General features: G+C 63.1%; 16 protein-coding genes. 10 read left to right on the top strand and 6 right to left on the bottom strand.

Annotated features, from left to right (window positions below):
* Nucleotides 1-82: 82 nt before the first annotated feature.
* Nucleotides 83-883 (bottom strand): enoyl-CoA hydratase/isomerase family protein, encoded by an 801-nt coding sequence (locus FFI94_RS08610; protein WP_138872596.1) that lies wholly within the window; start codon nt 881-883, stop codon nt 83-85.
* Between FFI94_RS08610 and FFI94_RS08605 the strand changes: the two genes are divergently transcribed.
* Nucleotides 882-2285 carry an FAD-binding oxidoreductase gene (locus FFI94_RS08605; protein ID WP_138872595.1) on the top strand — a complete coding sequence of 468 codons (1404 nt, stop codon included), beginning with the start codon at nt 882-884 and terminating at the stop codon, nt 2283-2285. The two genes, FFI94_RS08610 and FFI94_RS08605, sit on opposite strands and share 2 nt — an antisense overlap.
* Before the next feature lie 45 nt (nt 2286-2330).
* Here FFI94_RS08605 and FFI94_RS08600 read toward each other — a convergent pair whose 3' ends face one another.
* On the bottom strand, nt 2331-3074 hold the full coding sequence (locus FFI94_RS08600) for a hypothetical protein (RefSeq protein ID WP_260683955.1): 744 nt from the start codon (nt 3072-3074) through the stop codon (nt 2331-2333).
* Between the two features lie 237 nt (nt 3075-3311).
* On the opposite strand from FFI94_RS08600, the gene FFI94_RS08595 reads away from it, so the two are divergent.
* Nucleotides 3312-4754, top strand: a complete 1443-nt coding sequence (locus tag FFI94_RS08595; RefSeq protein ID WP_138872594.1) for an MFS transporter — start codon at nt 3312-3314, stop codon at nt 4752-4754.
* Nucleotides 4751-6088 carry an MFS transporter gene (locus FFI94_RS08590; protein WP_221937742.1) on the top strand — a complete coding sequence of 446 codons (1338 nt, stop codon included), beginning with the start codon at nt 4751-4753 and terminating at the stop codon, nt 6086-6088. The genes FFI94_RS08595 and FFI94_RS08590 overlap by 4 nt, the downstream gene beginning before the upstream one ends.
* A gap of 13 nt (nt 6089-6101) precedes the next feature.
* Here FFI94_RS08590 and FFI94_RS08585 read toward each other — a convergent pair whose 3' ends face one another.
* Complete coding sequence (locus FFI94_RS08585; RefSeq protein WP_138872593.1) at nt 6102-7586, bottom strand: DHA2 family efflux MFS transporter permease subunit; 1485 nt, start codon at nt 7584-7586, stop codon at nt 6102-6104.
* A 2-nt stretch (nt 7587-7588) separates the two neighbouring features.
* On the bottom strand, nt 7589-8212 hold the full coding sequence (locus tag FFI94_RS08580; RefSeq protein ID WP_138872592.1) for a PadR family transcriptional regulator: 624 nt from the start codon (nt 8210-8212) through the stop codon (nt 7589-7591).
* Between the two features lie 126 nt (nt 8213-8338).
* On the opposite strand from FFI94_RS08580, the gene FFI94_RS08575 reads away from it, so the two are divergent.
* Together FFI94_RS08575 and FFI94_RS08570 are read left to right on the top strand one after the other, a co-directional pair.
* A complete protein-coding gene (locus FFI94_RS08575; RefSeq protein WP_138872591.1) occupies nt 8339-9040 on the top strand; it encodes a GNAT family N-acetyltransferase in 702 nt (233 codons plus the stop codon).
* Between the two features lie 25 nt (nt 9041-9065).
* On the top strand, nt 9066-10091 hold the full coding sequence (locus FFI94_RS08570; RefSeq protein WP_138872590.1) for a glutathione S-transferase family protein: 1026 nt from the start codon (nt 9066-9068) through the stop codon (nt 10089-10091).
* A 29-nt stretch (nt 10092-10120) separates the two neighbouring features.
* Here the strand turns inward: FFI94_RS08570 and FFI94_RS08565 are convergent, their stop codons facing one another.
* Nucleotides 10121-10489, bottom strand: a complete 369-nt coding sequence (locus FFI94_RS08565; protein WP_138873680.1) for a VOC family protein — start codon at nt 10487-10489, stop codon at nt 10121-10123.
* A 146-nt stretch (nt 10490-10635) separates the two neighbouring features.
* Here FFI94_RS08565 and FFI94_RS08560 point away from each other — a divergent pair, with 146 nt between their 5' ends.
* The 5 genes from FFI94_RS08560 to FFI94_RS08540 all read left to right on the top strand — a co-directional run bounded on the left by FFI94_RS08560 (nt 10636) and on the right by FFI94_RS08540 (nt 20930).
* A complete protein-coding gene (locus FFI94_RS08560; RefSeq protein WP_138872589.1) occupies nt 10636-11394 on the top strand; it encodes a hypothetical protein in 759 nt (252 codons plus the stop codon).
* A gap of 54 nt (nt 11395-11448) precedes the next feature.
* Nucleotides 11449-12468 carry an ABC transporter ATP-binding protein gene (locus FFI94_RS08555; protein ID WP_138872588.1) on the top strand — a complete coding sequence of 340 codons (1020 nt, stop codon included), beginning with the start codon at nt 11449-11451 and terminating at the stop codon, nt 12466-12468.
* The gene (locus tag FFI94_RS08550) at nt 12465-13238 is read left to right on the top strand and encodes an ABC transporter permease (protein ID WP_138872587.1); all 774 of its coding nucleotides are present in this window, start codon (nt 12465-12467) and stop codon (nt 13236-13238) included. Before FFI94_RS08555 ends, FFI94_RS08550 begins: the two co-directional genes overlap by 4 nt.
* A gap of 41 nt (nt 13239-13279) precedes the next feature.
* Nucleotides 13280-17026 (top strand): ABC transporter ATP-binding protein, encoded by a 3747-nt coding sequence (locus tag FFI94_RS08545; RefSeq protein ID WP_138872586.1) that lies wholly within the window; start codon nt 13280-13282, stop codon nt 17024-17026.
* 166 nt (nt 17027-17192) lie between these two features.
* On the top strand, nt 17193-20930 hold the full coding sequence (locus FFI94_RS08540) for a multifunctional oxoglutarate decarboxylase/oxoglutarate dehydrogenase thiamine pyrophosphate-binding subunit/dihydrolipoyllysine-residue succinyltransferase subunit (protein ID WP_138872585.1): 3738 nt from the start codon (nt 17193-17195) through the stop codon (nt 20928-20930).
* A 73-nt stretch (nt 20931-21003) separates the two neighbouring features.
* On the opposite strand, the gene FFI94_RS08535 is transcribed toward FFI94_RS08540, so the two are convergent.
* The gene (locus FFI94_RS08535) at nt 21004-21621 is read right to left on the bottom strand and encodes a TetR/AcrR family transcriptional regulator (protein ID WP_138872584.1); all 618 of its coding nucleotides are present in this window, start codon (nt 21619-21621) and stop codon (nt 21004-21006) included.
* Nucleotides 21622-21692 lie beyond the last annotated feature (71 nt).

Raw genomic sequence — 21692 nt, 5'->3', positions numbered from 1 at the left:
GACCGTGACAAACCCACACCCGGTCATTCGACTATATGACGTGAGTCACACGTAGTGGAGCACTCTGGCGATACCCGTGTACTTACGTGCCTGTATAGACGGCCTTTCCGGGACCGACATCGAGGAAGCTGCGCACGGCGCCGCGTAGGTCGTCGGTCTCGAACAACGCTCCTGACACTGTCGGTGTCACCGCATCGGCATGAGCGATTCCGCCGGAACGCCACGCCGCCACGATCTGCTTGGTCGCATCATGCGCCCGCGTCGGCCCGTCGGCCAACCGCGCCACCAACGCCCGTGCGGCCACATCGACGTCGTCGTGGACGGCATTGACCACGCCCCAGGCCGCCAGCGTCGCGGCGTCGTACAGATCGCCCGTCATCACCAGTTCACGAGCACGCCCGGAACCCGCCCGCTCGGCCAGGCGTTGCGGTCCACCCATCGACGGCGTCAGCCCGACCACTGTCTCGACCAGTCCGAACTTCGCCTTGGGCGCGGCGAGAATGATGTCGCAGGCCAGAGAAATCTCGAATGCGGCCGTCAGCGTCAAACCATGCGCGGCGTAGACCACGGGACACGGCAGGGCCTCGAGCGGGTGGCAGATCTGCGCAAAAAGCTCGCGCCACAACTCGGCGCCCTGCTCGGCGGTCAACCCGTCGAAAACATGGACGTCGACACCGGCCGAGTTGACCTTGCCCTCCGCCCGCAGCAAAACCGCGCGCGGCGGCGCCGCAGTCAACGACGCGATATCCGCGATCACGGCGTCGAACATCGCCTGATCGAACAGATTGAGCGGACCGTGAGCGAAGGTCAGCACGGCAACCTCGGCGCCGCCATCGGTGCGGATTCGCTCAAGACGGGTGGGATGCGGATCGGAAGCAGTCATGGCCGTCACCTTGCCACAGCCGACGGCGGCATACGATCACGGAGTGGACGGTCTGAGAAAAGCGCTTGCCGACGTTGTGGGACAACGGTTCGTCACCGACGATCCCGATGTTCTACGCTCCCGCTCAGTCGATCACACAGGCAGATACAGCGGGCGCGCTCAGGCCTTGGTCCGCCCGGCCGATACCGCGGAAGTGGCCGCCGCGCTGAATGTCTGCCGGCAATTCGGCGCACCCGTCACTGTGCAGGGTGGACGCACCGGACTTGTTGCCGGAACGGTGCCAGAACACGACGACGTTCTGCTCTCCACCGAGCGCCTCACGACGATCGGCGATGTCGACGCCGCAATGGGGAGGATCACCGTCGGCGCGGGAGTGACACTTGCACAGGTACATTCCGCGGCGGCTCACGCCGGATTGAAGTTCGGCGTCGATATCGCGTCGCGCGATACGGCGACAATCGGCGGTATGGCCGCCACCAATGCCGGTGGGCTGCACACGGTTCGATACGGCAACATGGCCGAGCAGGTAGCCGGACTCGAAGTGGTGCTCCCCGACGGTACGACGGTGCGCCGCTCACCGAACGTGCTGTCCGACAATTCCGGCTACAACCTGCCGGCACTCTGGGTGGGCAGCGAGGGAACGCTTGGTGTGATCACCCGCGTCGACCTGGCACTTCACCCCGTCCCGAAGCACCGGGTCACCACACTCATCGGGTTCGATTCACTGGGCGCCGTTGTCGATGCCGGACGCATTCTGCGTACCGTCGGCGGCGTCGACGCGCTTGAGCTACTCGACGGCCATGGTTTGGAACTTGCGGCGAGCAGATTGGGTGCCGTCGTTCCGACGGGACGCCGGTGGTACCTGCTGGCCGAGGTATCCGGGGCACACGACCCCTCCGAAGAGGTGAGCTCCACCATAGATCTGATCAATCCACCGGACGCGCCCGCCGTGGCACTCGATGTAGCGGGTTCCGCCCGATTATGGACTGCACGTGAATGTTTCGCAGAAGTCGTAGGGTTGTTCGGCCCACCCCTCAAGTTCGACGCGGCACTCCCCCTCGACACCCTGGCGGCATTCGCGGACGCTGCGGTCGGCGTTGTCGCAGAGCACGCACCGGACGCGATCCCGATCTTGTTCGGCCATGTAGCCGAAGGAAACATTCATCTGAACATCCTGAATTGCCCGGACGCCGACGCCGTCTACCTCCGCATTCTCGAACTGGTGCGCCACTACGGCGGAAATATCAGTTCCGAGCACGGAGTCGGCTCGCTCAAACGCAACTACCTCGACATGGCGCTCACACCGGAGGACATCGGGACCATGTGGGCGATCAAGCGAGCCTTCGACCCGGACGACTTTCTCAACCGCGCAGTAATGTTTCCCGACTCGCTTCGGCGCTGACACCTATCGGCCGAACACTGTTGTTTCGCCTGTCGGCGTTCGAATTCAGTGCCCATGGTGAGCGTGCGCATGCTCCGACACAGGCGCCGTTGCGTTGTCAGCAGTCACAGTGAATTCGGCGGTACGCACCACACCATCGTGTTTGAAGTCCAAGAACAATCGATAGTCTTCGGCGCTCGGCATGGTGGCGTAGAAGATGATTGCCGGCCCGGCCGGGGTAACACCGTCACCCGGATGCCCGTCCGGATGAACGTGGAGATACGCAAGATCGGACGCGCGCAGCGCAACCAGATGCCCGTACGCAGCGAGGTAGGGCTGTAAGTCCATGACGGGGTGTCCGTCATAGCTGACCGAGAGCGTGAGCTTCGACGTCTGGCCCGCGTGGGCTGAACCAGTGAGGGAAACCGTGTAGCCGTCGACCTCCGCGGTGGCGGCCGCAGCTGGCAACGGCCGCGGGTCATAGGCGCCGACGACGCGTACGTCCGCGCTCAACGTGATTCCGTCGCCACCCTCCGGGGTGAAGTCAGCGAAGACTCGGTATTCCCCGGCGTGAGTGAAATCGACTGGAACATGCCAGGTTCCGGACGCATCGAGTTCAGGATGCACGTGCTGGAATCCGGTCAGGTCGCGGCCCACCACGATCAGATGCAGTTGCTTGGCATGCGTGTCCGCGTACCGGGTCAACGGAGTTCCGGTCTTGTCGATGATCCGGAACTGCAGGGGTACGCGCTTGCCGACGGCAGCCTCCGACGTTGCCAATTCCAGTGTGTAGCCGTTTTCGCTGAACATGTTGCCCTCCAAGGGTCAGGTCGGCAGCGCTTCTCCTGCCGTCTAAGTCGGGTTCCGCACTCGTTGTCGCCGAACCCATTGCAATTTGTACCATACCCCCCTAGGGTATGCAACGAACGTGAACGAGTCACCTCAAATTCACTCGAAGGAGATCTGATGTGCACCTTCGCCAAGCGCTGCCCGAACGAGTTCCTCCCAGCCATCACTCATACCCCATACCCGTAAGGAACAGGCGAAATGATCACTCAGGCACAATCCACCCGTAAGTGGTGGGCGTTGGCGTTGATCGCCGCCGCTCAGTTCATGGTCATCATGGACACCTCGATCATCGGTGTCGCCCTCCCCCAGATGCAGAGCGATCTTGGTTTCTCCCAGGAAGGCCTGACGTGGGTGTTCAACGCCTACGTCATCGCATTCGGCGGACTGCTCCTCCTCGGCGGGCGCCTGTCAGATCTGTTCGGTGCCCGCAGAGTGTTCACCGCCGGTTGGCTGATTCTGCTGATCGGTTCCGTTGTCGCCGGTGCCGCCGGTAACGTCGCCGTCGAACTTGCGGGCCGCGCAGTTCAGGGCGCCGGCGCCGCACTCATCGCGCCGTCGGCGCTCACCCTGCTGATGATGCTGTTCGGCAGCACGCAAAAGGAAATGACCAAGGCGCTGTCCATCTACGGTGCAGCCGCCCCGGCGGGCGGTACGGCCGGTGTGTTCCTAGGCGGCGTCATCACCGAATACACCAGCTGGCCTTGGGTCTTCTATCTCAACATCCCCATCGCAGTCGTCGCATTGATCGCCATTCCCTTCCTGATGCCTAACGCACCGGCGCGTACCGGGTCGATCGACTTCCTCGGCGCTCTGGCGGTCACCGCGGGCCTCGCTGTCGGAGTCTTCGGCATCGTCAGGGCACCTGACGTCGGTTGGGGATCCGGGCAGACGTGGCTGGCACTCGCCGTCTCGGCCGCTTTGTTGGGCGCATTCGTGTTGATCCAGTCCAAGCGTCGGGAGCCACTGGTGCGGCTGGGAATCTTCAAGGCGCCCAATCTCGGAGCCGCAAACATCGCTCAGCTCGTCCTCGGAGCCGCCTGGATACCGATGTGGTTCTTCCTGAACTTGTACCTGCAGCAAGTGCTCGGATACAGCGCCTTCCCCGCCGGTGCGGCGCTGCTGCCGATGACGATCTTCGTCATGCTCGGCATGATCGTCGTGGCGCCACGGGCCATGGCGCGCTTCGGCGCAAAAGCGATGATCGTGGCCGGTTTACTGGTCCTGGGAATCGGTTTGGGGTGGATGTCGTTGATCCGGCCCACCGGTAACTTCTGGGTCGACGTGCTGCCGGCTTCTCTGGTAGCTGCGGCCGGTATGACGCTGGCGTTCATTCCTTCACTGGGTACGGCGATTTCGGCCGCACGCCCAGAGGAGGGCGGATTGGCTTCCGGCATTGTCAACGTCAGTTACCAGGTCGGCTCGGCTGTCGGTCTCGCGGTGATGACCGCGATCGCAGCGGTGTTCGGCGCTGATCAACTCGGTGACCTGACGGAGTTGACGAACGGGTTCTCCGCAGTGTTCATCGGCGCAGCCGTCATCGCAGTGGTGGGCGCTGGGATCACCGCGGTAGTGATGCACTCACCCAAGGTCGAAGAGCCTGACCGGAGCCTTCAATCTTCTCACCGGAGTGAAACAACATGAACCTGAACGCCAGAACCGCGTCGGAACGACGCAATGGCATGCGTCTGTTCTTGATTCGCGACTACCGCCTTCTGTTCAGCGCCCAGATCATCGCACTGTTCGGCACCGGATTGGCGACGGTTGCACTCGGCCTGCTCGCCTACGAACTGGCCGGACCAGCGGCAGGCGCCGTGCTCGCGACAGCGTTGACGATCAAGATGTCTCTGTACGTCCTGATAGCGCCACTCGCGGCAGCTTACGTAGATCGATTGCCGAGACGGGCTTTCCTCGTCGCACTCGACGTCATTCGCGCAGCGGTAGTGATCGCCTTGCCCTTTGTCAGCGAGGTCTGGCATATCTATGTGCTGGTTGGCGTTCTCCAAGCTGCGTCGGCAGCGTTCACGCCCACGTTCCAGGCGGTCATCCCGGACATCGTGACCGACGAGGCCGATTTCACCCGCGCACTGTCGGCGTCGCAGGTCGCCTACACGATGGAAAGCCTGCTCAGCCCTGTTCTTGCGGCCGTCGCACTGTCCTTCATGACGTTCGACGTGCTATTTGTTGCCACCTCTGCGGGCTTCGCTCTGTCCGCGCTGCTCGTACTCGCTACCCGAATCCCCAACGCTCGTCCCAGCACCCACAGGAAGGCGTGGGACCGGATCGCGTCAGGAGTGCGGACCTTCGTGGTCACGCCCCGACTGCGCGGCATCATGGCGCTCAACCTGGTGGTGGCGGCAGCGGGTTCGATCGTCGTGGTCAATACCGTCAACTACGTCCGGGACTGGCTCGGCGGAACCCAATCCGACGTGGCCTGGATGCTTGCCGCGTCGGGCACCGGCACATTGGTGACCGCACTGCTTCTGCCACGCATTCTCGACCGAACCGCCGAACGCACCGTGATGACAGCAGGTTCCGTCGTCCTGGTTTTCGGTGTGAGCGCGGCAGCATCCCTCGCTGTGGCCGGCGTGCTCGCATGGACACTCACTGCTGCAGTGTGGGCACTCATCGGCGCCGGGATGGCCATGATCGTCACACCGACCGGAAAGGTGCTTCGGCGGTCTGTCGACCCTGCAGGTATCCCGGAAGTGTTCGCAGCCCAGTTCTCCCTGTCGCATCTCGCCTGGCTTGTCACCTATCCGATCGCCGGATGGGTTGGCACGAGTGCAGGATTCGCACTTACCTGGAGCATCCTCGCAGTCCTTGCAACAGCAGGAGCCGTTGCAGGATGGGCACTTTGGCCTCGCGAGACCGCCGCCCGAATGCCCGCACTGTCAACGGCCCGCGCAACCTACGAAGCCACGCGAGACGCAGGCACCCTGGCAGCTACCCAGTGCGCCTGCGCTCGCCCAGTCTGAGCCGGGACGAATCTCACTCCCGCAGTGAGGTTTCCCGACTCGCTTCGGCATTGAGCGCCATCGCGTCGTCGTGTGCGTCTCCGCGCAGAGGCCGAGCGAAGCACACCGAAGCGACAAAGCCGATCAGCAGCACCCCTGCCGGTAGCCAGATCGACTCCGACATTGCCGTACTGAACGGTTCGCGAACTACCTCGGGCAAATGTCCGACGCCGGCTTCGGAACTACCGCCGGTCAGGCCCTGAGCTGCCAATCGTGCGGTGATCAGGGCGCCGATCGCGGCACTACCGAGCACAGCACCCACCTGCCGGGTGGTGTTGTAGACGCCGGCGCCGGCGCCGGCCTGCATCGGAGGCAGGTTGTGCGTCGCGGTCGCTGCAAGCGGCGACCAGATGCATGCGTTGGCGAAGCCGATCAGACCGATCGGCAGGAGCAGTTCCCAGATCGCGACGTCGGGAGACATCACCAGCGCGAGCCAGCCCAAGGCGATCGCGAACAGCAGGAAGCCGGTGCCGGCGATGTAGCGCGGATGCGTCTTGTCGACCTGCTTGCCGATGATCGGCGCAAAAATGCCGGTCAGCACAGCCATCGGAACGAGGAGCAGAGCCGACTGCGTCGGGGAGAGTCCGCGAACCGCCTGCGTGTAGAACATCAGCGGAAGCACCATCGACGTGATGGCAAAGCCCATTGCGGTGATGGCGACGTTTGCTAACGAGAAGTTGCGATCCTTGAAGAGTTCCAAGGGAAGCAACGGTTCGTTCTTGTTGCGCGACTGGTAGAACACAAACACCGCGAGCAACAGCACACCGGCGCCGATCAAGCTCCAGACAAATCCGTTCCAGTCGTACGAACTGCCTTCCTGGATTCCGAACACGAGCAGGAACATGCCTGCAGCGCTGAGAATCACGCCAGGGATGTCGAACTTGTGCTCACTGGTCGGCAACGAAGGAACCAGCTTCCAGGCGAGCAGGAAGGCGATCACGCCGATCGGGACGTTGACGATGAAGATCCATTCCCAACCGAGATTGTCGACCAACACACCACCGGCGAGCGGACCGACCAGCGTCGCGACACCGGCAACGGCGCCCCACAGGCCCATCGCGGCGCCACGCTTGTTCGGCGCGAAGGTGCGCGTGATGACCGCCATGGTCTGCGGAGTCATCATTGCGGCACCGAGGCCTTGGAAAGCCCTTGCCACGATCAACATTTCGACGCTGCCGGACAGACCACACCACAGTGAGGCGCCGGTGAACAGGATTAGGCCGATCATGTACAGGTTCTTCGGGCCGAACCTGTCACCGAGTCGGCCGGTGACGAGCAGCGGCACCGCATACGCCAGCAGGTACGCGCTGGTGACCCAGACGACCTTGTTGATGTCGGTGCCGAGGTCCTCCATGATCGCGGGGTTGGCGACAGCGACGATGGTGCTGTCCACCAGAATCATGAAGAAACCGATGCACAACGCCCACAGCGCGTGCCAGGGATTGACTTGCTTTTCCATCTTCAGTCCTTAATAGGTGCGCTCGAGCCTGCAGAGCCTGCAAGGCGATCGACAAGTTCTTGGGAAATCCACTCGAATTCACCGGTTTCGATGTCTTCCGCGAGTTGCGCAAGCCAGTTACGCTCCGCAACGGTCGCGGCATGGACGTAGTCGACGCCGACGGTGAAGATTCGAGGCTTCTCCAGCGCCTGCAGGTGAGCTCGGGTCTGCTCGAATTCAGCGATCGACTCGTCGAGATGTCCGATCCGGATGCGCAGCATCCGAACAGCCGTATCCGCCGACAAGTTGTGCATCTCGGCGAGCGCCAGCGGCAACCGCGGGTACTCCCGCATCGGAACTGCCAACATCTCGCGTAGTTGGTGCTCGAGGGCACTACGGCCTCGGGCAGTGATCTCGTACGTCGTGCGCTCAGGCCGATTACCCTCACGATCGGTCCCGATCGACGCAAGAAGTTCCTGCTTCTCCAACCGGGAAACCGTGTGATAAAGCGAGCCCGGCTTGATCTTCACCAGCTGATCGCCCCGTCGAACCGAGGCAAGTTGATACATCTCGTACGGGTGCATCGAACGCTCGGACAGCAGGCCCAGAACGGTGATGCCCAGGGGCGTCAGCGATACGTCACCCATGAGGCCCCCTCCCTGACAAGCCGTAATTGACTATTTCTTGACTATTCCACGCGAAATAGTCCACATGGAATATACGACTAGAGGCCATCTCGATCAACCCGCCCGAACCGGACTAGCCTGTAGCGAGTGGACGACCATCACCTGGACATCATTCGACTCGCGTGGGCCCGACACCTCCGACTCGGAGATTCCGCACTACGTTCAACGCACACTGCCCGCGTCACCGAAGAGGGCGCTGAGCTGATTCACGTGCTGCAGCTCGCCGAAGCAGCCGCCGTCGTCGGACCTCGTTGGTTCACCGAACGCACCGCAAACGAGGACGCCACCGCACTGCTGGAACCGACACGACTTCTCGAACTCACCAAGGATCACGGCGGCCGGCTCACCTCGCACACCCAACTCGCATTCCTGGCCGACTACACGGATCACACACCCGCAGAACAACTTCTGATCAGCCGCGAGCAATCCGACGCCCTGAGCGTGGCTCGGTCCTGCCCACCCGACGACGCCACAGTCGCCGATCTGAGCTCCAGCGACCATTGGTTCACTGCACTCGGGGACGATCACCAACCCCTCGCATCCGCGGCTTATCGCGAGTTCCAAGGATTTGTCGCCGATCTCACCGCGCTCACCGATCCCGCACACAGACGGCGCGGGTTAGCTTGCGGAACAGTCTTTCTCGCTGCCGAAGACGCTCTCGACGCCGGCCTCATACCGCAACTACGAATCCCGAGCGGACATCTCGGCGGCGCGGCGATCGCACGCGCACTCGACTTCACCGTCCTCGGAATACACTCCACGGCGGCGGTACAACCACGTAGTGTGTAGGGACACGCGATCGAGAGGAATCTCCATGAACGCGGACAACCCTGCAACATTTGTAGAAGAGGGCCGCGAATTCACTCGCGACACCAACTACATCGCCACACGCATCACCGAAGACGGGCGCGATGGATTTCCCGTCGAACCGAATCGCTACCGGTTGATCGTCGCGCGCGCCTGCCCGTGGGCGAATCGCGCAATCATCGTCCGCCGACTCCTCGGACTGGAAGATGTTCTGTCGATGGGAATCTGCGGCCCGGTCCACGACAAACGCAGTTGGACTTTCGATCTCGATCCCGGCGGCGTCGACCCGGTTCTGAAGATCCCCCGCTTACAGGACGCATACTTTGCCCGCGACCCAAATTACTCGCGCGGCATCACGGTGCCGGCGATGGTGGAGATTTCAACGGGCAAGGTCGTCACCAACAACTTCCCACAAATCACACTGGATCTGTCCACCGAGTGGAAGAAGTACCACCGCGAAGGGGCGCCCGATCTGTATCCGGAGGCTCTCCGCACCGAAATCGACGATGTTGCAGAACAGATATTTCGCGACGTCAACAACGGTGTTTATCGCTGCGGTTTTGCCGGATCCCAGGAAGCCTACGACAAGGCATACGACCAACTGTTCGCGCGACTGGACTGGCTGACGGAACGCCTTGCACAGCAACGTTTCCTGGTCGGCGACACCATCACCGAAGCGGACGTTCGACTGTTCACGACGCTGGCCAGATTCGACCCCGTCTACCACGGCCATTTCAAGTGCAACAGAAGCAAACTCAGTGAGATGCCGGTGCTGTGGGACTACGCCCGCGACCTCTTCCAGACCGCAGGGTTCGGCGACACCATCGACTTCACCCAGATAAAGCAGCACTATTACATAGTGCATTCCGACGTCAATCCCAGCCAGATCGTGCCCAAGGGACCGGAATTGACGCACTGGCTCGAGCCGCACGGCCGCGAACAACTGGGCGGCCGGCCATTCGGAGACGGCACACCGCCTCACCCCCCGATCCCCAGCGAAGTAGTGCCGCAAGACCATTGGGCAACGCGGTAACCTTATTGACCCAAGCGCCTCGGTAGGAATTACTCCCCGCCGTAGGTACCGAAACTCCAGAACACACCTTCCGGATCACGACATGTGAAGCCCCGCGAACCGTAGTCTTCGTCGCGAAGCCCCTGCGTGATCACGGCACCGGCGGCAACAGCCCGATCATGGAGTCCGTCGGCGTCGTCGACGACGACGTACACAGAACCCACCCCCGGCGGGAGACCGGCTATCGACGAATCGGCCCGGGGCGAACCCAACATGATCCCGCCACCACCAGGCCAATCGAGCTGAGCATGCGCAACGACATCCCCGTCGGCGTAGAGCGCCTTCTCCACAAAACCGAAAGCCTTCACGAGAAAATCGACAGCCGCCCGGGCATCGGCATACACCAGCGTCGGCCACACTACGGTTCCCACAGCAGTCCCCTTCCGCCTTGCACTACACACCACAAGCCTATGGCCCACGCCACCTACTCCGCTGCAAAACTTCACCTATCCTCGACAGCGAGGTTCACCGATTGCCGAGTGGACACGTGCGGAGGGGCAAAGCGATGGCCAAGTCGATCGACAACGCGAGCAGCAACGACGCCGGACGGATCGAGAAAATCCTCATCTCGGTACTCGACAACGGCAGCCGCCTCCAGGCACCGGCCGTCGCCAAGTACGTGGACCACGTCAGGCACGCGCATCCAGACGAGTCTCCTGCACAAATCATCGATCGACTGGAGAAGATGTTTCTCCTGGCCGTAACCGGAAGTGGCAGCGCGGTTGGTGCCACGGCCGCTATCCCCGGCGTCGGGACCGTCGCATCGATCGCCGCCGTCGGCGCGGAGTCCGCATTCTTCCTCGAAGCCTCGGCGCTTCTCACTCTGGCAGTGGCGTCGGTCCACGGAATCTCCATCGAGAACCACCAGCAACGACGCGCCCTGGTCCTCGCTGTCGCCCTCGGCGAATCCGGCATGGAAATCGTCCAGAAGGTCACCGGAGTCACCGCCAAGAACTGGGGCACCGCGATCACCAGCAAAATCCCGAGTTCCACGATGCGCGGAATGAACAGCACACTGGTCCGCAAATTCGTGATGAAGTACGCCGCAAAACGCAGCGCCCTCATATTCGGCAAGCTCATCCCCGCCGGAATCGGTGCAGTCATCGGCGGCGCCGGCAACCGGGTCATCGGCAAGGGCGTCGTCAAGAACGCCCGCGACGCTTTCGGTCCGGCGCCCCTGCGCTGGACCGATCACCTCATCATCCTGCCCGAGGACGACTACGCGCCCGATCCCGCCGACACCACGCGAGCACTCCGCAGATAACAGGCCAGAACGTAGGCTCGACACAACACATCGACTGTCGACGCGGGAGCATCTTTGACCAGTAGTGCACCGGGGCGGGTCTCCGCGCCCATCGAAATTCGCGGTTTGACCAAGACGTTCAAAGCGGTACGGGCGGTCAACGACGTGAGCTTCGATGTCCAGGCCGGCACGATCACCGGTTTACTCGGCCCCGCTGGCGCCGGAAAAACCGTCACTCTGCGCATGCTGCTCGGTCTGGTGTCACCCAGCGAAGGATCCGCGACGATTCACGGTCTGCCCATCTCGAAACTGGAGTCGCCCGCCCGGACAGTCGGCGCCGTACTCGATACCCGCAGCCTCCATCCAGCGCGGACGGCGCGCGCTCACCTCGACATCTACGCGGCCGCGATCGGCGTGCCCGCACAGCGCACGACACAGGTTCTCGGAGTGGTCGGACTCAGCTCGGCGGCCGACCGCAGAACCGGACTCTTCTCACGGGGAATGCAGCAACGGCTCGCCCTCGCCACAGCGCTCCTCGGCGACCCGGAAATCCTGGTCCTCGACGAACCAACACACGGGCTCGACCCGGAAGGCAAGGCCTGGTTAGCGCAGTTCTTGACGACGTTTGCCGAGTCCGGCCGGACCGTCCTGATCTCGAGCGACGCACTGCGCGAGGTGGAGTCCCTAGTGGACAACATGGTGATTCTGAGCGCCGGTTCCCTGGTCTACGACGGCAGTGTGGAGGCGCTCCGCGCCTCCCATCAGAGCCGACTGCTCGTCTCGTGTTCCAATCCTGCACTGTTGGCGACGGCGCTGGCCGCCCGCGAAATCACCGCGGCAACGATCACACCGGACGGTCGACTCGCTGTCAGTGGCACCGACACAGCCGCACTTGCCCCGGTTGCTTCAGCCGCCGGCGTCACGATTTTCGGCGTCGTAGCTGATCACGCAGACCTCGAGCAACTGTTCGTCGCCATGACTACACCGCACTACGGCGCCGCGCCTCCTGGGTACGGCCCACCATCCGGCTACTACAGTCCGCCGTCGGGTTATTACGGTCCCACTGCTTACGGACCGTCAGGGGGTCAGCGATGACAACGCTCGCTCGAGCAGAAATCCAGAAGATCCTTTCCCTGCGCTACTGGTGGGCGCTCGCCGTGGCACCGGTCGTTGTCGCGCTCGTGACCGCGTCATTCACTCGTCCGGTCGTCGAGGCACTGGCCGAGCGCGCCGACGCCGCTGTCGACGTGAACCTCGTGTCCACTGCCGTCGCGGTCGGCGGACCCACTACCGTTGCTCTCATCTTTGTGGCGCTGTTCGGTGCAAACGCGGCGGGAAACGAATTCACGTACTCCACGATCACCACGACGTTCCTCACCACTCGCGGACGCGACGCGGTGATCGCCGCCAAACTGGGTGTTGTTGCCGCGTTTGCTGTCGGATACGCCCTCGCCGTGCAGGTCGTTGCCGTCGGCGCGATGCTTCTGTTCACCCGTGACTTCAGCTTCACGACGGATTTGTTCGCGATGTGCGGCGTCGGAATCGTCACCTGTGCGCTGTGGGCACTGATCGGTGCCGCCGTCACGCTGCTCGCCGGCTCGCACATGATCGGCGCGCTGTGCGTGATCGGCTGGTTCGTCTTCGGTGAATGGGTCCTGCGAGCGCTGGCATTTGCCGTCGGCGCCGACGGTATCGGCAGGGCGCTTCCGGTATCGGCGACACTCGGCGTGCTCGTCAATGCGGCGCCCTCCATCGACGTCGACTGGTTGAGCTCCTGGCCGAGTGCGGCAATGATCCTGGCCGCCTGGGTCATCGCGCTTGTCGGGGCCGGCTGGCTGCGCACCAGGATGCGCGACATCACCTGAGTGAACGGGCGTGTCTGCCCCCGGGTCTACCGTGGATCGCGATGAACACGATCGCTGACAATCCGGGTTGGATACGCCGACTGGTCCATGCCTGCTTGCTGCACCGCCGGCTGGCGATCGGCGCGCTCACCGTGACGGTGGTCGCCGCAACGATCGACATTTCCTTCCCACTGCTCACCCGCTATGCCCTCGATGCGGCCGGTGAGCAGAACGCCGGCACCGTCATCACACTCACCGCACTCGCAATCGCCGGGCTCGCGATCGTGCGCTTCGCCTGCCAGTACGGCCGGCGAATGCTGGCCGGTCGACTCTCACTCGACGTCCAGCACGACTTGCGGCTCGCACTGCTCGGATCACTGCAGCGTCTCGACGGCCGTGGACAGGACGACATCCGCACCGGACAAGTCGTCTCGCGGTCGATCTCCGATCTGCAACTAGTGCAGGGCCTGCTCGCGATGGTCCCGATGTCCGCCGGCGCACTCCTGCAATTCGTGCTGGCCATCGGCATCATGACGTGGCTCTCGCCCCTGCTCACCGTGATAGCGCTGGCAATCATCCCCGCTGTCGGGCTTGTGGTCTTCCTCATGCGACCGACCCTGTACGCCGCCACCTGGTCGGCGCAGCAACGCGCCGCCGACCTCGCCCAGCACGTCGAGGAAACCGTCACCGGGGTTCGAGTCGTGAAGGGGTTCGGGCAAGAAGAACGAGCTATCGATCAACTCGAGAAACACAGCCGGACGCTCTACGGCGAACGGATGCGCGTCGCGCGGATCAACTCCGTCTTCACACCGACGATGGCAGCACTGCCCCAACTGGGACAGGTCGCTGTGATCGCCGTTGGTGGCTATCTTGCACTCCACGACCGGATCACCATCGGCACCTTCCTCGCGTTCGCGACCTACATCGTGACGATGACCGTGGTCACGCGCACACTGTCTTCCGTCGTGGTGATGGCGCAACTCGCCCGCGCCGCCGTCGAACGGGTCTACGACGTCATCGGCGCGGGACCGGACATCGCCGAGCCCGAGCACCCGCTCGACCTCCCCGACGGTCCTCTCGGGGTCACGTTCGACAACGTCACGTTCGGTTTCGATTCCGACCGCCATGTCCTGTCGGGTCTCGACCTGCACATCGAACCCGGCGAAACCGTTGCCGTCGTCGGACCGGCCGGTTCGGGAAAGACCGCACTGTCGCTGCTGCTCCCCCGCTTCTACGCGCCCGAGTCCGGGACCATCAGGCTCGACAGCGACGAGACCTCGGTGCCGATCGGTGAACTTCGCGGCGAACAACTGCGCGCCGCGATCGGCCTCGCTTTCGACGAACCCTTCTTGTTCTCCGACACCATTGCCGTCAACATCGCCTTGGGCCGCAGCGACGCATCCGACGACGACATCCGCGCAGCGGCCGCGATGGCCCACGCCGACGAATTCATCGAGGCACTTCCAGACGGCTACGACACCGTTGTCGGTGAGCGGGGTCTGACACTCTCGGGCGGGCAACGTCAGCGGATTGCGCTCGCGCGCGCCCTCCTCGTGAACCCTCGCGTCCTCATCCTCGACGACGCCACCTCCGCCGTCGACGCTGCCACCGAAGCTGCGATCTTCGACGCGTTCCGGGCCAGGCGCAGGCAGACAACACTCATCCTTGCGCACCGCCGGTCAACCCTGACCTTGGCCGATCGTGTTGCCGTCCTCGATGAGGGGCGGATCATCGACTCCGGCACGGTCGACGAATTGGAATCTCGGTGCCCTCTGTTTCGGGCGCTGTTCTCCACCGCGAGCGAAGAGCCGGCAGACATCGACTCTGCGTTTACAGATGTCGCGCCGACCGACCACGCGGAACCCACTGCCGAGCAACTGTGGCCGACGGTCTCGCCGCCTGATTCGGCAAGTGCCGGCGGCGGTCTGGCCGTCACACCGTCGCTGCAGGCCGCGGTGGACGCGTTACCCCCGTTGCGTGAGACTCCGGCAACCGACACCGCGAGCCTTCGCGAATCCGATCCTCAGTTCTCACTTCTGCGGATACTTCGCCCGGTTCGGTGGATTCTGGTGGCGGTCGTGGTGTGCCTGGCGCTTGATTCCGCTGCGACCATCGCCTTCCCGTCACTGGTCCGGTACGCCATCGACCACGGAGTTGTCGACAAGAACTCCGGGACGCTCACCGTCGCGGCGATACTGGGCGCACTACTGGTGGCCGTGGGCTGGGCGATAGTCGCGGTGATGACGGTCCTTACCGCCCGAGCGGGTGAGCGCGTCCTGTTCGGTCTGCGGATCCGCAGCTACGCACACCTGCAGAGACTGGGTCTCGACTACTACGAACGTGAACTGTCCGGGCGAATCATGACCCGGATGACCACCGACGTCGACGCACTGTCGTCGTTCATCCAGACCGGAATGTCGACGGCAATCGTGAGTGTCCTGACGATCGGCGGCATCGCGATCGCCCTCCTTCTCACCGATGTGACGCTGGCATTGGTGGCGCTCGCCGTCATTCCACCGCTCATCATCTCGACCCTGATCTTCCGGAAGTTCTCCGCGGTCGCGTACAGCCAGTCCCGCGAGCGGATCTCCGTGGTCAACGCGGATTTCCAGGAAAACATCACCGGGTTGCGGGCCGCGCAGGCATACCGGCGGGAAGAGGGCGCGGCACGCCGATTTGCCGAGCGCGCCGAAAGCTACCGCCGGTCACGCATGCGTTCGCAGCGGGCGATTTCGCTGTATTTCCCGTTCATCGCGTTTCTCTCCGATCTCGCGCTGGCGGGTGTGGTCTTCGTCGGTGCCCGTCAGGTGTCCGACGGTTCGACATCCGCGGGTGTCCTGATCGCCTTCGTTCTGTACCTCGGCTTGCTGTTCGGACCGATTCAGCAGCTCTCCCAGGTCTTCGACGGTTACCAACAGGCAAATGTGGGTCTGGGGCGCATCGGCGATCTTCTGCGGACGCCCAGTTCCATCGAAACAGCAGATTCCGCCGACCTGATCGCGCTCGACGGGCATCTGGACGGCGACGTTCACCTGCGCAACGTCGGCTTTCGGTACTCCGGCGCCGACGTCGACGCCCTCACCGATGTCGACCTGCACATCCCGGCCGGGACAACCGTGGCACTGGTCGGCCGGACCGGCGCCGGGAAGTCGACAGTGGTCAAACTTTTGGCCAGGTTCTACGATCCCAGCAGCGGATCGGTGCAGGTCGACGGCACCGACATTCGCGATTTCCACCTCACCCAGTACCGCCACCGACTGGGCGTCGTACCGCAGGAAGCACACCTGTTCACCGGCACCGTCGCGGAGAACATCGCCTTCGGGCGGCCCGAAGCGTCGAACCTCGACATCGAGCGAGCAGCACGGTCGGTCGGCGCGCTACATGCGATAGCTGACATGCGCGGCGGCATGAACCACCCGGTCGGAGAACGAGGACAAGGACTGTCCGCGGGACAACGACAACTCATCGCACTGGCCCGCGCCGAGTTGGTCGACCCCGACCTCCTATTGCTCGACGAGGCGACCGCGACGCTTGATCCCGCGACCGAGAAAATGGTTCTGGAAGCAAGCCGGTCGGTCACCCGGAAAAGGACCTCGATCGTCGTTGCACACCGCCTCGCGACGGCCGCACGTGCCGACCTGATTGTCGTAGTTGACCGGGGACGTATCGTTGAATGCGGCCCGCACGCGCTCCTGCGGTATGCCAATGGTCACTACTCGAGACTCTGGGATGCATCTCAGGCGCGCGAAGGGAATAATCTGTCAGCGAGAACTGTCATCGAAGGTAACCCCCTCGCATGGCAGAAGTGACAGATTTACACCGCCGAGTGGTGTCGCGAAATCGAAAGATTACGCGCTGCCGTGAGACAGATCACAAATTGTGTGCCGCACAATTGCTCGTCACACGCTCGGGCTAATCTCATGTATATAGGCGCTCTGATCGGGTACCGAAATAGAAACGAGGCGAACACCTGCCGTGAGCAGCAGTTCTACATCCCAATTCGGACAGAACCAGTGGCTGGTTGACGAGATGTACCAACGCTTCCAGGACGACCCGTCGTCCGTGGATCCCAGTTGGCACGAATTCTTGACCGATTACTCGCCGGAGTCGGCGAACACGGGGGGTGGAAATGGAACTGCCACAAATGGCAACGCAGCCGCCCCCGCCGCTGTGCGCACTCCGCCTGCTGCTCCAAAAGCCGCTCCGCCAGCACCCCCGGCTCCCCCGAAGGCAGCAGCACCCGCTGCGCCCGCAGCCAAGCCTGTAGCAGCACCTCCGACAAAGCCTGCTCCGGCCGCAAAGGCCGCTCCCTCGAAGCCGGCTCCGGCCGTCGGCGCAGAAGAGACGAAGGTTCTCCGCGGCGCGGCAGCCGCAGTCGTCAAGAACATGTCGGCCTCCCTCGAGATCCCGACTGCAACCAGCGTCCGCGCCATCCCCGCGAAGCTGATGTTCGACAACCGCATCGTCATCAACAACCACCTCGCGCGCACCCGCGGCGGCAAGATCTCGTTCACCCACCTGCTGGGTTACGCGATCATCCAGGCCGTCAACGCGTTCCCCAACATGAACCGGCACTTCGCCGAAATCAACGGCAAGCCGAACGCGGTCACACCCGAGCACACCAATCTCGGACTGGCGATCGACCTTCCCGGCAAGGACGGCAACCGCTCACTGGTCGTCGCCGCTATCCGGAACACCGAGGCGATGAACTTCGTCCAGTTCCACGCTGCATACGAGGACATCGTCCGCCGTGCTCGTGAAGGCAAGCTCACCGGCGAAGACTTCACCGGCGTCACCATCTCGCTGACCAACCCGGGCGGCATCGGCACGGTTCACTCCGTTCCTCGTCTGATGAAGGGCCAGGGTGCCATCATCGGCGCCGGCGCGATGGAGTACCCCGCAGAGTTCCAGGGCGCCAGCGACGAGAAGCTGGCCGAGATGGGCGTCGGCAAGCTGATGACGCTCACGTCGACGTACGACCACCGCATCATCCAGGGTGCCGAATCGGGCGATTTCCTGCGCACGATTCACAACCTGCTGATCAGCGACGAGTTCTACGACGAGATCTTCCACGCACTCGGCAACCCGTACGAGCCGGTTCGCTGGCGCAAGGACGTGCCGGAAGGCGCAGTCGACAAGAACACCCGTGTTCTCGAACTGATCGCTGCCTACCGCGACCGCGGCCACCTCATGGCTGATACGGACCCGTTGCAGTTCGTCAAGGACAAGTTCCACAGCCACCCCGACCTCGACGTCATCAGCCACGGCTTGACGCTGTGGGATCTGGACCGCGAGTTCAAGGTCGGCGGCTTCCACGGCAAAGAGAAGATGAAGCTGCGCGACGTGCTCAGCGTGCTGCGCGACGCGTACTGCCGCCACGTCGGTGTCGAGTACACGCACATCCTCGAGACGGATCAGCGTCAGTGGATCCAGGATCGGGTCGAAGGCCATCACGCCAAGCCGACGGTTGCTCAGCAGAAGTACATCCTGAGCAAGCTCAACGCTGCCGAGGCTTTCGAGACCTTCCTGCAGACCAAGTACGTCGGCCAGAAGCGCTTCTCGCTCGAGGGCGCCGAGACCGTCATCCCGATGATGGACGCCGTCATCGACCAGGCCGCCGAGCATCAGCTCGACGAGGTTGTCATCGGCATGCCGCACCGCGGTCGCCTCAATGTTCTGGCGAACATCGTCGGCAAGCCGTACTCGAAGATCTTCACCGAGTTCGAGGGCAACATGAACCCGGCAGCCGCTCACGGCTCCGGCGACGTGAAGTACCACCTCGGCGCTTCGGGCACCTACATCCAGATGTTCGGTGACAACGACATCGCCGTGTCCCTGACGGCCAACCCGTCGCACCTCGAAGCCGTCGACCCGGTCCTCGAAGGTCTGGTTCGCGCCAAGCAGGACATCCTCGACAAGGGCGAAGAGGGCTTCACCGTTCTCCCGCTCATGCTTCACGGTGACGCGGCATTTGCCGGTCAGGGTGTTGTCGCGGAAACGCTGAACCTGTCGCTGCTGCGTGGATACCGCACCGGCGGTACCGTCCATATCGTCGTGAACAACCAGGTCGGTTTCACCACCGCACCGGAACATTCACGTTCGTCCGAGTACTGCACGGACGTCGCGAAGATGATCGCCGCGCCGGTCTTCCACGTCAACGGTGACGACCCCGAGGCATGTGTCTGGGTTGCTCAGCTCGCTGTCGACTTCCGTGAGAAGTTCGGCAAGGACGTTGTCATCGACCTCATCTGCTACCGCCGTCGCGGTCACAACGAGGGCGACGACCCGTCGATGACCCAGCCGGCGATGTACGACGTCATCGACACCAAGCGCAGCGTTCGTAAGAGCTACACCGAGTCCCTCATCGGCCGCGGTGACATCTCGCTCAAGGAAGCCGAAGACGCACTTCGCGACTACCAGGGCCAGCTCGAACGGGTCTTCAACGAGGTCCGTGAGCTCGAGAAGTTCCAGCCCGAACCGTCGGAGTCCGTCGAACTCGACCAGACTCCCCCGGCTCGCCTCACGACGGCTGTTGCTCCTGATGTTCTCGAGCGCATCGGCGACGCGTTTGTCAACGTCCCGGAGGGCTTCACCACGCACCCGCGTGTCAAGCCGGTCGCAGAGAAGCGACGCGAAATGGCCCGCGAGGGTCACGTCGACTGGGCATTCGCCGAGTTGCTCGCGTTCGGTTCGCTGGCCGAGCAGGGCGCACTGATTCGTCTTGCGGGTCAGGACTCCAAGCGGGGAACGTTCACGCAGCGTCACTCCGTGCTCATCGACCGTAAGACCGGCAACGAGTACAGCCCGATCGCCGAGATCGCTGCCAATGCCGGTAACGGTGGCAAGTTCATGGTCTACGACTCCGCACTCACCGAGTACGCGGGTCTGGGCTTCGAGTACGGCTACTCCGTGGGCAACCCGGACGCTCTCGTGCTCTGGGAAGCGCAGTTCGGTGACTTCGTCAACGGTGCGCAGACCATCATCGACGAGTTCATCAGCTCGGGTGAAGCCAAGTGGGGTCAGCTCTCCGACGTCGTTCTGCTTCTGCCGCACGGCCACGAAGGCCAGGGCCCGGACCACACGTCCGGTCGTATCGAGCGTTTCCTCCAGCTGTGCGCCGAGGGTTCGATGACGGTTGCCGTTCCGTCCACGCCGGCAAGCTACTTCCACTTGCTGCGTCGCCATCACCTCGACGGCATCCGCCGCCCGCTGGTGGTGTTCACGCCCAAGTCGATGCTGCGTAACAAGGCTGCAGTCAGCAACGTCGAAGACTTCACCACCGGCAAGTTCCGGTCGGTCTTCGAAGAGCCGAACATCGAGAGTGGCGAAGAGTCGCGCGATCAGGTCAAGCGCGTTCTGCTGGTCAGCGGCAAGCTGTACTGGGAACTGCTGGCCAAGAAGCACAAGGACAACCGCAACGACGTCGCCATCGTGCGCGTCGAGCAGCTGTACCCGGTGCCGAAGCGTCGCCTGCAGGAAACCTTGGATCGGTACCCGAACGCAACCGAGTACCGCTGGGTCCAGGAAGAGCCGGCCAACCAGGGCGCATGGCCGTTCCTCGGCCTGGCTCTGCCGGAACTCCTGCCGGACACGTTGAGCGGTATCCGTCGCATTTCGCGTCGTTCGATGTCTGCACCTTCCTCGGGCTCGAGCAAGGTTCACGCTGTCGAACAGCAGGAAATCCTCGACGAGGCATTCCTGCCGACCAACTGAGTCTCTTCAAGCAGAGGCCGGGCCTCACATTCCGTACGGAGTGTGAGGCCCGGCCTTTCTGTTGTCGGTGGTGCTATCGCAGCAGTTCCGGCGTGACGGTCAGCCCGGCGGCCGCCGATGCGAGGGCAGGTAGAGCGTGGACGGTAAGTTCGATGAGTTCTTCGCGGGTGATGGCCGGGGCTCGAAGCCAGCTGATTGTCGCTTCCTCGACAAACGCGATCCAGCCACGGACGGCCAACTCCACCTGCGGTGTTCTCGGCAATCCGATTGTGGGTAGTTGATCCAGAGTTCGTGCCGCCATGATGTCGCGGGTCTGTTCGAACACCTCGCGCATTTGGGGATCCCCGCTGGCCGTCCCACGCAACAAGGAGACATATGTCGTGCGGTTGTCGGTGACGTAGTCGACGTACGATACAAGAACCGACCGTAATGTCGCGATCGGATCGTCGGTTTCGTCAGGTTCGGTTCGGGCGAGCATCTGTTGGCTGGTGTGCCGCACGATCGCCAGGTGAAACTCGCTTTTCGACGCGAAGTAGTGGAACAGCAAGCCCCGGGAGACACCGGCTTGATCGGCAATGTCTTCGACCGAGATCTGTTCGAGTGGCCGTTCGGCGAGCATGCGAGCGCCGAGGTCGATCAGTTGAGCACGGCGTTCGTCCGGGCTCAGTCGCGTGCGCTTGGCTCCGTCCATAAACGACAGACTACTGAATATTCGTCAATAAGCTATTGACCGTTCGTCAACAACGGCATATCGTTCCATAC

Origin of the sequence: Rhodococcus sp. KBS0724 (assembly GCF_005938745.2) — a bacterium.
Lineage (GTDB): Bacteria > Actinomycetota > Actinomycetes > Mycobacteriales > Mycobacteriaceae > Rhodococcus_F.
The sequence above is the reverse complement of the archived record's forward strand: the minus strand, read 5'-3'. Positions and strand labels throughout refer to the sequence as shown.

Bases quoted from the DNA above. Each gene is read 5' to 3' on its own strand.
- FFI94_RS08550 (WP_138872587.1), top strand. From the start codon at position 12,465: ATGACAACGCTCGCTCGAGCAGAAATCCAGAAGATCCTTTCCCTGCGC.
- FFI94_RS08610 (WP_138872596.1), bottom strand. From the start codon at position 883: ATGACTGCTTCCGATCCGCATCCCACCCGTCTTGAGCGAATCCGCACC.
- FFI94_RS08570 (WP_138872590.1), top strand. From the start codon at position 9,066: ATGAACGCGGACAACCCTGCAACATTTGTAGAAGAGGGCCGCGAATTC.
- FFI94_RS08590 (WP_221937742.1), top strand. From the start codon at position 4,751: ATGAACCTGAACGCCAGAACCGCGTCGGAACGACGCAATGGCATGCGT.
- FFI94_RS08595 (WP_138872594.1), top strand. From the start codon at position 3,312: ATGATCACTCAGGCACAATCCACCCGTAAGTGGTGGGCGTTGGCGTTG.
- FFI94_RS08600 (WP_260683955.1), bottom strand. From the start codon at position 3,074: ATGTTCAGCGAAAACGGCTACACACTGGAATTGGCAACGTCGGAGGCT.
- FFI94_RS08580 (WP_138872592.1), bottom strand. From the start codon at position 8,212: ATGGGTGACGTATCGCTGACGCCCCTGGGCATCACCGTTCTGGGCCTG.
- FFI94_RS08585 (WP_138872593.1), bottom strand. From the start codon at position 7,586: ATGGAAAAGCAAGTCAATCCCTGGCACGCGCTGTGGGCGTTGTGCATC.
- FFI94_RS08535 (WP_138872584.1), bottom strand. From the start codon at position 21,621: ATGGACGGAGCCAAGCGCACGCGACTGAGCCCGGACGAACGCCGTGCT.
- FFI94_RS08605 (WP_138872595.1), top strand. From the start codon at position 882: ATGGCCGTCACCTTGCCACAGCCGACGGCGGCATACGATCACGGAGTG.
- FFI94_RS08560 (WP_138872589.1), top strand. From the start codon at position 10,636: ATGGCCAAGTCGATCGACAACGCGAGCAGCAACGACGCCGGACGGATC.
- FFI94_RS08545 (WP_138872586.1), top strand. From the start codon at position 13,280: ATGAACACGATCGCTGACAATCCGGGTTGGATACGCCGACTGGTCCAT.